Source organism: Streptomyces axinellae (genome assembly GCF_039532135.1).
GTDB classification, from domain to species: Bacteria; Actinomycetota; Actinomycetes; order Streptomycetales; family Streptomycetaceae; genus Streptomyces; species Streptomyces axinellae.
This window is the reverse complement of sequence record NZ_BAAARJ010000007.1, coordinates 38,348-50,783: the sequence shown is the minus strand read 5'-3', so window position 1 is coordinate 50,783 and position 12,436 is coordinate 38,348. Positions and strand designations below refer to the sequence as shown.

Sequence of the window (12,436 nt, the reverse complement as noted above, 5' to 3'; positions counted from 1 at the left end):
CCCGAAGGGGCGCGGGGAAGGGCGCGCTCAGCGCGTATGCCCCCGCACCCTGCGAAGCACAGCCAGGGGCACCCTCTTATCAGCACCAGGAAAGAGGGCAACAGAAGGCAGGGCTCACCGCGGGCCCGGGCCCTGATCACCCGGCTCCGCCCCCGCCTCCCCCTCCTCGTCTTCCAAGAAGTCGGCGAACTCCGTGGCCAGCGCTCTGTCGAGGGCTTCATCCCGGGCGTCCTGGGCGTCCCTGGCGTCCCTGGCGTCCCGGGCATCGGCGCCGACGGCCTCGGATTCGTCGTCGGCCCGTTTCGTCAGGCCGGTCTCGCGCATCTGGAACCAGATGCACTTGCCCTCGCCCCTGGGGTCCACGCCCCAGCGGTCGGCGAGCATGCCCAGCAGCATCAGGCCGCGCCCCGAGGAGGCCAGCTCGCCGGGGCTGCGGCGGTGCGGCAGTTCGTCGCTGGAGTCCGAGACCTGCACCCGCAGCGTCCGGCCCCGCTCCTCACCGGAGACCGGCGGCACCCCGGATCCCCCGGGACCATCCGCCCCCTGGGCGTCGCCCTCGCCGCCTTGCGGGCCCGTGACCTGCGCGACGAGCACCGCGTCGCCGTCCGTGTGCACGAGGACGTTCGTCAGCATCTCCGACAGCATCAGCACGGCCCCGTCCACCTGATCGGGGTCGGCCCAGTCGTGCAGCAGGTCGCGCAGCTGGTGGCGGGCGGCGGCGATCCGGTCGGGTTCGGCCTGTGCGACGGTCATCACCGTGCGGCGCGAGGAGACGGGTGCGCCCTCCGGCCGCGAGCCGTCGGTGGGCGCGCTCAGCGCGAGCAGCAGCAGGGCGATGTCGTCCTCGTGCCGGTCGGCCAGCGGCCCGGTCACGCGCGAGTGCGGCGGCCCCTCGTCGCCGTGTACGGCCTGTACGAGCGCCTCGGCGACCTGCTCCAGATCGTTGCCGGGGCCCGCGTGGTCCTCGACGACCTCGCGGATGCGTGCCCAGCCGGTCTCCAGGTCGTGGCCGCCGGTCTCGATCAGCCCGTCCGTGCACATCAGCAGCCGCTCGCCGGGCTCCAGCACGAGCCGGGTGGTGGGGTAGTCCGAGTCCGGCTCGACGCCCAGCGGCAGGCCCCCGGCGGTGGGACGTACGAGCATCGGGCCGTCGGGCATCTGCACGGCCGGGTCCGGGTGCCCGGCGCGGGCGATGTCCAGGGTGCCGGTGGCGGGGTCCACCTCGATGTAGAGGCAGGTGGCGAAGCGCGGGTCGGCGTACTCGGGGTCCTCGTCGTCCGTGGGGATCTCAGGGGCCGGGGCCGGAGTCTCCTCCGGCGGCTCGGACGGCGGGGGCGCCACCACCCGCTCCCCGCCGCTCATGCCGTGCAGAAAGCGGGAGGCCCGCGAGAGCACCGCGTCGGGGTGGTGTCCCTCGGAGGCGTAGGCGCGCAGGGCGACCCGAAGCTGGCCCATGATCCCGGCGGCGCGCACATCGTGGCCCTGCACATCGCCGATGACCAGCGCGGTGCGGCCGGAGGGCAGCGGGATGACGTCGTACCAGTCGCCGCCGATCTGGAGGCCGCCGCCGGTGGGGATGTACCGGGCCGCCAGGTCCATGCCGGAGATGGCGGGCTTGTGGGCCGGCCGCATGGTGCGCTGGAGGCGGGCCGACAGCTCGCGCTCGGACTCGTTGAGCATCGCCCGCGACAGCGACTGGGCCAGCATCCGGGCCACCGTCGTGAGGATGGCGCGTTCGTCCGGGGTGAAGGTGACGGGCCGGGAGAAGGCCGCCATCCAGGCGCCGATGGTGCGCCCGGCGACCGTCAGCGGCAAGAAGGCCCAGGCGCGGCGGCCGGGCTGAGCCTCCCCCGGCCGGGCGGTCGGAAAGCGCTCCGCGTACTCGTAGGGGCTGAGCAGGTACAGGGCGCGCCCCGTGCGCACGGCCTCGGCGGCGGGATCGTCGTCGGACAGCCGCAGCCGGGCGCCGCCCGAGCCGAGCCCCGAGGCGTGCCCGAGGCCCGCCGCCGCGCCGCCCTGCGGGGCCCCGTAGACGGTGAGCTGTTCGCCGTAGAGGCAGAAGACCGCGAGCGCGTCGGGGGAGAAGCCGGGCATCGCGAGCGAGGAGGCGACGCGCAGCACTTCGGCGGTGCTGTACGCCTCGGCCAGCGCGCGCCCGGTGTCCAGCAAGAATGCCTCGCGGTTGCGCCGCCAGTCCCACTGGGCCGCCGTGCCGTTCTGCGTGGCCGGGCCCGCCCCCGCGCCCGGCGCCTGCCTGGCGGCCTCTGTCCCGCCGCGCTGCGTCCGGGCGTTCTCCGGTTCGAATACCTCGTAGATGATGCCGGTGATGCGGACCGTGGCATCGGGCGTTCCGGTCCCGTGCGGGAGGGCCGGTGAGGGGTGGGGGGGTGAGGGGTCGGGGGTGGCAGGGGACGAAGAGCCGGAGGATCTGGAAGAACGGGAGGAGTAGGGGGCGCAGGGGCGTACGACGGTGCGCACGGTGCGCGTCACCGAGCCGTCCCTGTCAACCACCCGCATGAGGGCTTCCGCGGTGGTCTCCTCGGCGAGGGCAAGGGTGACAATGCCTTGGAAACCGACGTAGTCGACGGCGTGCAGACGGGAGCGCACCGCGTTGGCCGGGACGGTGAGGGGGGCAGCCGACGTGGCGGTGGGAGCCGACGTGCCGGTGGCAGCGGTGGCAGCGGTGGCAGCGGTGGCAGCGGTGGCAGGGGTGCCAGCGGTGGCGGCCGGGGTGGCGGCAGAGGTGGCGGCGGAGGCGTTCTCGGCGAGTCCGAGCAGGCCCGCCGCCCGCACGTCGAGAGTCACAAGCCCCGTGGCGTTATCCCAGGTCCAGAGCCCAACGCCCAGGGCCGACAGGACGTCATCGGTGCGCATTGCACCACTTTATGCGGACTTCACGGGGTTCCGGAAACGGGGCGAGGGGGTCCGGCCCAGGGCGGTAGTCTGAGAAACATCTCTGACTCCTGAGCCCGACGACTTGGATGAATGATGCATCGGTACCGGTCCCACACCTGCGGCGAGCTTCGCGCAACGGACGTCGGCGCTGACGTCCGACTGAGCGGCTGGCTGCACAATCGCCGGAACCTGGGCGGCATCCTGTTCATCGATCTGCGCGACCACTACGGCATCGTGCAGCTCGTCGTCCGCGACGAGTCGAGCGAGATCAACGACAAGCTCAGCTCGCTCTCCAAGGAGACCGTGCTGCGCGTGGACGGCAAGGTCACCGCACGCGGCGAGGAGAACGTCAACCCCGAACTGCCGACCGGCGAGATCGAGGTGGAGGTCGCCCAGGTCGAGGTCCTCGGCGGCGCCGAGCAGATCCCCTTCACCATCAACGCGGAGGACGGGGTCAACGAGGAGCGCCGGCTGGAGTACCGCTTCCTCGACCTGCGCCGCGAGCGCATGCACCGCAACGTGATGCTGCGCAGCAAGGTCATCGCCGCCATCCGCGAGAAGATGACGGCCCAGGGCTTCAACGAGATGGCGACGCCGATCCTCTCCGCCACCTCCCCCGAGGGCGCCCGCGACTTCCTCGTCCCCTCGCGGCTGCACCCCGGCAAGTTCTACGCGCTGCCCCAGGCGCCCCAGCAGTTCAAGCAGCTGCTGATGATCGCCGGGTTCGACCGCTACTTCCAGATCGCGCCCTGCTTCCGCGACGAGGACGCGCGCGCCGACCGCTCACCCGGCGAGTTCTACCAGCTCGACATGGAGATGAGCTTCGTCGAGCAGGAGGACGTCTTCGAGGTCATCGAGACGGTGATGACCGAGCTGTTCCAGGAGCTGGGCGAGGGCCGCGAGGTCACCTCCCCGTTCCCGCGCATCCCGTTCCGCGAGGCCATGGTCAAGTACGGCTCCGACAAGCCGGACCTGCGCGCCCGACTGGAGCTGACCGACGTCTCCGACGTGTTCAAGGGCTCCGGCTTCAAGGCGTTCGCCGACAAGCACGTGCGCGCCCTGCCGGTGCCCGACACCGCCGCGCAGCCGCGCAAGTTCTTCGACGCGCTCGGCGACTTCGCCGTCGAACAGGGCGCCAAGGGCCTGGCCTGGGTGCGGGTGGGCGACGACGGCGCGCTGAGCGGCCCGATCGCCAAGTTCCTCACCGAGGACGACGTACGCGCGCTGACCGGGGCGCTCGGTCTCAAGCCCGGCCACGCGGTCTTCTTCGGCGCCGGGGAGTTCGACGAGGTCTCCAAGATCATGGGCGCGGTCCGCGTCGAGGCCGCCAAGCGCGCCGGCCACTTCGAGGAGAACGTCTACCGTTTCTGCTGGATCGTCGACTTCCCGATGTTCGAGAAGGACGAGGAGACCGGGAAGATCGAGTTCTCGCACAACCCGTTCTCCATGCCGCAGGGCGGCCTGGAGGCGCTGCGCACCAAGGACCCGCTCGACATCCTCGCCTGGCAGTACGACATCGTCTGCAACGGCACCGAGCTGTCCTCCGGCGCCATCCGGAACCACGAGCCGGAGATCATGTTCGAGGCGTTCGGCATCGCCGGATACTCGAAGGAAGACGTCGAGCGCGACTTCGGCGGCATGCTGCGCGCCTTCCAGTTCGGCGCCCCGCCGCACGGCGGCATCGCCCCGGGCATCGACCGCATCGTGATGCTGCTCGCCGACGAGCCCAACATCCGCGAGACGATCGCCTTCCCGCTCAACAACAACGCCCTGGACCTCATGATGGGCGCCCCCAGCGAGGTCGAGGAGAGCCGCCTGCGGGAGCTGCACCTGTCCCTGCGGAAGTCCGCTTCGCAGGCTTCGCAGGTGAAGCCGACGGCGAAGTAGCGCGCGGAGCACGCCGCACGCCCACGGGCCCGGGTCCCTTTCAGCGGGGCCCGGGCCCGCGGTGTGCCCATGGTCCTGCCCCTCCAGGACGAGCCGCATACCCTGGTTCCAGGTGCCAGAGGGCTGGAGGCCGATCGTGGCGGAGAAGAACGCACTGCTCAGCATGTGGCACGAGCTGGAGGTGCCGGACGGCCTGCACGTGGAGCTGCTGGACGGGGAACTCGTCCTGCGGGCGAACCCCGGGCATCTCCACGACCTTCCGGGCCGCACCCTCGTCCGGCACACCCCGGAACCCTTCGAGGCGTGGTCGGAACGGGGCCTGCTGGTCGCGGACGACTACCGGCCGCGCGCCGACGCCGTCGTCATCCGCAGCGAGGACCGACCCGCCGACGACGCGGACCCGGACTGGCCCGCGCAGATCGCCCACGCCGTGATCGAGACGGTCTCCACCACCCGGACGGCGATCAAGCGGGACTACGAGGACAAGCGCGAGCGCTACGCGGCGGTGGGAGTCCCCGTGTATGTGATCGTCGATCCCAACGACGCCACATGGCACGTGCTGGAACTTGACGGCCGCTGCTACGTGTAAACGGGAAAGGGCATCTTCGGCCAGCCACTGCTCCTGCCCGAGCCGCTCGGCTTCAGCGTCCCGACCACTGGCTGGCACCCCTACCCGGAGCGGTGATCAGAAGGGGACCGGGCCCGGGCGTACCAGGGCGTACTACGTGGCAAGTACGGAGACGAGCTGCTGCCGGCCGCCCCGTTCTCCCGCCCCGTGGACACGGCCTGTCCCCCCGTTACGGCGGCGCCTCATGCCCGCCCTGTCCCCGCCGGGCGGCTCTTCCGGAGACCTTCGGCTACCCGTGAGCCCTCGTTCCCATCCTGACCAGGATGGGAACGAGGGCTCAACGATGTGGTGCCCAGCGCCCCAGGCCCCCGGGGGCTTCCCGTGTGGGTGTCAGTTCCCCTTGGGCTCGTCCAGGCGCGGGCTGTGTTTTCTGGGGGCGGCCCCCAGGCCCCCGGGGGCCTTCCGCGTGGGTGTCAGTCCCCCTTCGGCTCTTCCAGGCGCGGGAAGAGGGCCGACCCCTTGGTGACCTTGGTGCCGGCGGGGAGTTGGCCCCAGCGGGCGGCGTCGGGCAGGGGCTGGTCGGCGAGGGCGCCCAGGGCGGGTTCGGCGCCGAGGGAGTCCCACAGCTTGGCGCTGGAGTCGGGCATCACCGGGTTGAGCAGGACCGCGCAGGCGCGCAGGGACTCGGCGGCGGTGTAGAGGATCGTCGCCAGGCGGGCCTGCGCTTCGGGGGAGGTGTCCTTGGCGACCTTCCACGGCGCCTGCTCGGTGAGATAGCCGTTGACCTGCTTGATGAAGTCGAAGACCGCCGCGATGCCGCCCGCGAAGTCGAGCTGCTCGCCCAGGCGCTCGTCGGCGTCGCGCACCGCCCGCGTCAGCCCGTCCGCGATGGCCTGCTCGGCCTCGCCGTGCGCGGTCGCTGCGGGGAGGGCGCCGTCGAAGTATTTGCCGACCATGGCGGCGACGCGCGAGGCGAGGTTGCCGTAGTCGTTGGCCAGCTCGCTGGTGTAGCGGGCGGCGAAGTCCTCCCAGGAGAAGGAGCCGTCCTGGCCGAAGGCGATGGCGCGGAGGAAGTACCAGCGGTAGGCGTCCACGCCGAAGTGCTCGGTCAGCTGCTGCGGGGAGATGCCCGTCAGGTTCGACTTGGACATCTTCTCGCCGCCGACCATCAGCCAGCCGTTCGCGGCGATGCGCTTGGGCAGCGGGAGGCCGTTGGCCATCAGCATCGCGGGCCAGATCACCGCGTGGAAGCGGAGGATGTCCTTGCCGACGAGGTGGACGTCGGCGGGGAAGATCTCGTCGAACTTCCGCTGGTCGGAGCCGTAGCCCACGGCCGTCGCGTAGTTCAGGAGGGCATCGACCCACACGTAGATGACGTGCTTGTCGTCCCACGGGATCTTGACGCCCCAGTCGAAGGTGGAGCGGGAGATCGACAGGTCTTCCAGGCCCTGGCGCACGAACTGCATGACCTCGTTGCGCGCGGACTCGGGCTGGATGAAGCCGGGGTCGGCCTCGTAGTGCTCCAGGAGCTTGGGGCCGTAGGCGGAGAGCTTGAAGAAGTAGTTCTCCTCCTGGAGCATCTCCACGGGCTTCTTGTGGATGGGGCAGAGCTTCTGCCCCTCGAAGGGGCCTTCGCCGTCGAGGAGTTCGGCGTAGGTCTTGTACTCCTCGCACGCCACGCAGTACGGGCCCTCGTAGCCGCCCTGGTAGATCTCGCCACGGTCGTAGAGGTCCTGGACGAACTCCTGGACCCGGTCGGTGTGGCGCTTCTCCGTCGTGCGGATGAAATCGTCGTTCGCGATGTCCAGGTGCTCCCAGAGGGGCTTCCACGCCTCCTCGACGAGCTTGTCGCACCACTCCTGCGGAGAGACCCCGTTCGCCTCCGCGGTGCGCATGATCTTTTGACCGTGCTCGTCCGTGCCGGTGAGGTACCACACCTTCTCGCCGCGCTGACGGTGCCAGCGGGTGAGCACGTCGCCTGCGACGGTCGTATAGGCGTGGCCCAGGTGGGGAGCGTCGTTCACGTAGTAAATGGGGGTCGAGACGTAGTACGCCGTCGGCCCCGCCTGCTCAGATCCAGTGGCCGCCATACCCGAATCCTAACGGCCGTCGGATCACCGACCCGCCGGGTTTTCCACAGGCCCCGCTCACCGGCCGCCACTGCGGCGCCCTACCGGAGTTCCGGCGTCCGTATGGGGGCCCGGGCCTGGCCCGGTGTCCGGCCCGTGTCCGGCCCGGTGTCCGGTGCGGGCCGGACGGGGGGAACGCGGCGGTCAGCGCGCACAGGGCCCCGCGGGCGGCGGCCACCAGGAATGTTATGGCCTGGGTCTGGGTGACGGGGGTCGGGCTGGTACTGGGCGACTGGCCGCCACCTCGCTGCTCCCGTTCAGCGTGGCCGCCTCGGACAGCTGGATACCGTCGGGCCCGCTGTGGACAGCCGGCGCCGTGGTGGGCACGGCGTGCACGCTGGCGCTCGGGGCCACCTTGCTGACGACCTGGTCCGTGCTGCGGCACCGGCCGGTGGAGGCGGCGGTGGCCGCCGAGTAGGGCCGAGGGCCGCCACGGAAGAGGCGGTGGTGTCGAGGCGGGCAAAGGGAATGGGCGTAGCGGGCCTGGTCCGGGCAACGGTCTGTCAAAAATGGCCAGCAGCAGGCAAGTTGGAGCTTGCTCTGTCGAACGCGGAACTCCCGTCCGGGGGCAGGGAGGCCGGGCCGAGCACATCACGCCCTGGCATGGGACGCGAGCGGGCCGGTGGGGGGTGGCGCGCTGTGTCCGATGTGGCCGTGGACCAACGACAGCGACCGCGAAGGACCGTGAAGGAGGCCGCAGCGTGAATGCCGGAGGGCCCAACCCCGGAATGTGTTGCCGTTGTGGTCTGCGGGTGACGCACCGGGCTCTGATCGCGATCAGCGAGACCGGTTCGGGTCCCGGCGGCAGCGCGTACGCCTGTCTGCCCTGCGCCCACGACTATGCCAAGACCCCGCTCGCCCCCGGCTGGCTGCCCGACGCGATCGCACACGCGGAGGAGATCGGAAAGGGGTGGCAGGCGCCGGAGTGCGAGACATCCGGGACCGGGAGCCCGGACGTGAGCCGGGACGGGAAGGCTGCGCGGACTCCCGAGAGGGGAGAGGGGCCTCGTACGCCGGGGGCAGAAGAGGTTCCCCGGGTATCTGACGACGTTTGTCGAGATATGGCGATCTCTGACGACACCTGATGGCTTCTGAGGGCACATGACGGCATCTGGGGGCAGCCGGCCGGGTTACCGGCCGCAGGTGTGCCCAGGGGTGGGGTTCACGCTGTGTTCATTTGTCCGCTGCCCGGTGGCGTCCGGGCCCGCATAGCGTCGCGGCGGCGTACGGGCGACGCGCGCCCCAGAACCGGAGGACGACGACCATGCGAAAACCGCTGCCGCTGCTCACCTCGCACCCGGGCGGAAGGTCCGCGATGACGTGCCGCTACCGCTGCGGCGACGCGTGCTTCCACGAGGTGCCGAACACCAGCGGGAACGAGTACGTGGGAGAGGTCATCGCCCGTGCGCTCTCGCGGCGTTCGGTGCTGCGGGCCGGCGCCGTGGTGGGCGCGGCGACGGCGATCGGGCCGGGGCTCACCGGGCCCGGTGCGGCCCCGGCCGCCGCCGCGCCCGCCGATACCACCGGGGCCACCGCCGCCGGGGCCGCCCGCAAGGGGCGGGGGAAGCCCGCGAAGGGGCTGCGGTTCTCCCCCGTCGAACCGAACACGACCGACGCGGTGACCGTGCCGGAGGGATACGGCCAGAACGTCGTCATACGGTGGGGTGAGCCGATCCTGCGGGGTGCGCCGGACTTCGACCCGGCGCGGCAGACCGCGAAGGCGCAGGCCGGGCAGTTCGGTTACAACAACGACTTCCTCACACTCCTGCCCCTGCGCTCCGAGCGGGGCCGTCAACTGCTCGTCGCCAACCACGAGTACACCAACGAAGAGCTGATGTTCGCGGGCTACGACCCGAAGAAGCCCACCCGCGAGCAGGCCGAGATCGCCTGGGCGGCGCACGGCCTGTCCGTCGTGGCCGTGCAGGAGGAGCGCCGCACCGGCGCGCTGCGGCCCGTGCCCCGCCACGCACTCAACCGCCGGATCACCGCCACCACTCCCTTCGAGTTCACCGGACCGGCGGCGGGCAGCGCGCTGCTGCGCACCTCCGCCGACCCGCGCGGGCGCCGCGTGCTGGGCACGCTCAACAACTGCGCCGGGGGCACCACCCCCTGGGGCACGGTGCTCTCGGGCGAGGAGAACTTCAACCAGTACTTCGCCAACGCCGAGAAGGTCACCGACGCCGACCGCGCCGCCACGCTGAAGCGGTACGGAGTCGTGGGCGGCGCCAGCCAGCGCCGCTGGGAGGACTTCGACGACCGGTTCGACCTGGTCAAGGAGCCCAATGAGGTGCACCGCTTCGGCTGGGTGATCGAGGTCGATCCGTACGACCCCGACTCCACGCCGCGCAAGCACACCGCGCTGGGCCGCTTCAAGCACGAGGCGGCGCAGCCGAGGCTGACCCGCGACGGCCGTGCCGTGGTCTACATGGGCGATGACGAGCGCTTCGACTACTTCTACAAGTTCGTCTCCAAGAAGGCGATGCGGCGCGGCACCAGCGCGGACGTGCGCCGTCACAACCTGAGCCTGCTGGACGAGGGCACCCTCTACGTCGCCCGCCTCAGCGGGGACAGCCCCCGGGACCAGATCGACGGCGGGGGCACGCTGCCCGAGGACGGGGAGTTCGACGGCACCGGCCGCTGGATCCCGCTGGCCAGCGGGGACAGGTCGTTCGTGAAGGGCATGACGGCCGAGGAGGTCTACGTCTTCACCCGGCTGGCCGCCGACAAGGCGGGCGCCACCAAGATGGACCGCCCCGAGGACATCGAGCCCAGCCCCCGCACCGGGCGGGTCTACGTGGCGCTCACCAACAACACCGACCGCGGCAAGGACGGCAAGGCCGCACCCGATGAGGCCAATCCGCGCAACGCCAACAAGCACGGACAGGTACTGGAGTTCGCCGAGCGCGGCGACGACCCCGCATCGCTGCGTTTCACCTGGCGGCTCTTCCTGGTCTGCGGCGACCCGGAGGACCCCGCGACCTACTTCGGCGGCTTCCCGAAGGACCAGGTCAGCCCCATATCCTGCCCGGACAACGTCACCTTCGACGCGTACGGCAACCTGTGGATATCCACGGACGGGAACGCGCTGGGCTCGCACGACGGCCTGTTCGGGGTGGCGACATCCGGACCGCGCAGGGGCGAGGTGCGCCAGTTCCTGACCGTTCCGGCGGGCGCCGAGACGTGCGGCCCGCTCGTACAGGAGCGCCGCGTCCTGGTGGCGGTGCAGCATCCGGGCGAGTCGGACGGCGCCTCGGTGGAGAACCCGGCCTCGGCCTGGCCCGACGGCCCCGGCAAGTACGTCCGGCCGGCGGTGGTCGCCGCCTGGCCCAAGGACGGCTCGTCCGTCGGACGGTAGACGGCGCTACGGCGGGCGGGCAGCTCGGCGACGAGCGCCCGTCCCGGGCCGGACCGTCCCGGACCGGCCCGGGACGGTCCGGGACGGTCCCCGACCGGTGGCGACCGGTCGGGGCCCGTGGCAGGCTTCGGGGAGCAAGGCGAAAAAAGCCGCAAAAGCTTCAATAACTGTCAAAGCTGAAAAAAGGTGAAGGAGGACGAAGGGAAAGTACGGCAAGGTCTGTCAACCGTTGCGGGTGCATCCATGGAACGAACGAAGGTCCTCATCGTCGGCGGCGGTTTCGCCGGAGTCGAATGCGCACGCGGTCTGGAGCGCGGACTCAAGTCCGGTGAGGCGGAGGTCGCCCTCGTCACCCCGGCCAGCTACGAGCTGTACCTGCCGCTGCTTCCCCAGGTCGCGGCCGGTGTGCTGACCCCGCAGTCCGTCGCGCCGCCGCTGCGCCGCTTGCTGCACAAGACGACGATCGTCCCCGGCATGGTCATCGGCATCGACCCCCACGACCGGGCGTGTGTGATCGAGTTGATCAGCGGCGAGGTGGTCAAACGCCACTACGACCACCTGGTGCTGACCCCCGGCAGCGTCACCCGCAGCCTCGACATCCCCGGCCTGGACGAACAGGCACGCGGCATGAAGACGCTCGCCGAGGCCGCCTACGTACGCGATCACGTGATCGCCCAGCTCGACCTGGCGGCAGCCAGTTCGGACGAGGCGGACCGCGCCCAGCGGCTCCAGTTCGTGGTCGTCGGCGGCGGATACGCGGGCACCGAGACCGTGGCCTGCCTCCAGCGCCTCACCAACGCGGCGGCCAAGCGCTACCCGCGGCTCGACCCGAGCCTGATCAAGTGGCATCTGCTGGACATCGCGCCGAAGCTGATGCCCGAGCTGGGCGAACGGCTGGGACGGCGCGCGCAGCAGATCCTGCGCGAGCGCGGTACGGATGTCTCGCTCGGGGTCTCGGTCGCGAAGGTCGACGAGGACAAGATCACCCTGACCGACAACCGGGTGCTGCCCTCCCGCACGCTCATCTGGACGGCGGGGGTCGCGGCCAGCCCACTGATCGGCATCCTCGACGCGGAGACGATCAAGGGGCGCCTCGTCGTCCACTCCGACCTCACGGTGCCCGGCCACCCGGGCGTGTACGCGCTCGGGGACGCGGCCGCCGTGCCCGACCTGACCAAGACCGAGGGTGCGGTGTGCGCGCCGACCGCCCAGCACGCTGCCCGGCAGGGCCGGCACATGGCCCGCAATCTGCTGGCCACGCTGCGCGGCGAGCCCAGAACCCCCTACCGCCACAAGGACCTCGGCCTCGTCGTGGACCTCGGCGGCACGGACGCGGTCGCGCGCCCTCTCGGCTACGAACTCTCCGGGCTCCCCGCGCAGTTCGTCGCCCGTGGCTACCACCTGATGGCGCTGCGCTCGGTCACCGCGAAGGCCCGTACGGTCGCGAACTGGACCCTCAACGCCGTCACCGGCGACGATTTCCTCCGCACCGGCTTCCTCTCCCGCCGCCCCGCCACCTTGCAGGACATGGAGGCCACCGATGCCTACCTCACCCCGGAGAGGGCGCGGGAGCTGACGCGGTAGCGCGACAGCGCCAGTCGG

General features: G+C 71.2%; 7 protein-coding genes. 5 read left to right on the top strand and 2 right to left on the bottom strand.

Annotated elements, in window-relative coordinates; all coding sequences use genetic code 11:
• Nucleotides 1-114: 114 nt before the first annotated feature.
• Nucleotides 115-2,874 carry an ATP-binding SpoIIE family protein phosphatase gene (locus tag ABD339_RS12120; protein ID WP_344565168.1) on the bottom strand — a complete coding sequence of 920 codons (2,760 nt, stop codon included), beginning with the start codon at nt 2,872-2,874 and terminating at the stop codon, nt 115-117.
• Between the two features lie 114 nt (nt 2,875-2,988).
• Between ABD339_RS12120 and aspS the strand changes: the two genes are divergently transcribed.
• Together aspS and ABD339_RS12110 are read left to right on the top strand one after the other, a co-directional pair.
• Complete coding sequence (aspS, locus tag ABD339_RS12115; RefSeq protein ID WP_344565621.1) at nt 2,989-4,782, top strand: aspartate--tRNA ligase; 1,794 nt, start codon at nt 2,989-2,991, stop codon at nt 4,780-4,782.
• 136 nt (nt 4,783-4,918) lie between these two features.
• Nucleotides 4,919-5,371, top strand: coding sequence for a Uma2 family endonuclease (locus ABD339_RS12110; RefSeq protein WP_344565166.1), 453 nt, complete (start codon nt 4,919-4,921; stop codon nt 5,369-5,371).
• A 452-nt stretch (nt 5,372-5,823) separates the two neighbouring features.
• Here the strand turns inward: ABD339_RS12110 and metG are convergent, their stop codons facing one another.
• The gene (metG, locus tag ABD339_RS12105) at nt 5,824-7,440 is read right to left on the bottom strand and encodes a methionine--tRNA ligase (RefSeq protein WP_344565164.1); all 1,617 of its coding nucleotides are present in this window, start codon (nt 7,438-7,440) and stop codon (nt 5,824-5,826) included.
• Between the two features lie 301 nt (nt 7,441-7,741).
• On the opposite strand from metG, the gene ABD339_RS12100 reads away from it, so the two are divergent.
• The 3 genes from ABD339_RS12100 to ABD339_RS12090 all read left to right on the top strand — a co-directional run bounded on the left by ABD339_RS12100 (nt 7,742) and on the right by ABD339_RS12090 (nt 12,418).
• Complete coding sequence (locus ABD339_RS12100; protein ID WP_344565162.1) at nt 7,742-7,897, top strand: hypothetical protein; 156 nt, start codon at nt 7,742-7,744, stop codon at nt 7,895-7,897.
• Between the two features lie 846 nt (nt 7,898-8,743).
• The gene (locus tag ABD339_RS12095) at nt 8,744-10,834 is read left to right on the top strand and encodes a PhoX family protein (RefSeq protein ID WP_344565160.1); all 2,091 of its coding nucleotides are present in this window, start codon (nt 8,744-8,746) and stop codon (nt 10,832-10,834) included.
• A 243-nt stretch (nt 10,835-11,077) separates the two neighbouring features.
• Nucleotides 11,078-12,418 carry an NAD(P)/FAD-dependent oxidoreductase gene (locus ABD339_RS12090; RefSeq protein ID WP_344565159.1) on the top strand — a complete coding sequence of 447 codons (1,341 nt, stop codon included), beginning with the start codon at nt 11,078-11,080 and terminating at the stop codon, nt 12,416-12,418.
• The last annotated feature ends 18 nt before the right edge of the window (nt 12,419-12,436 follow it).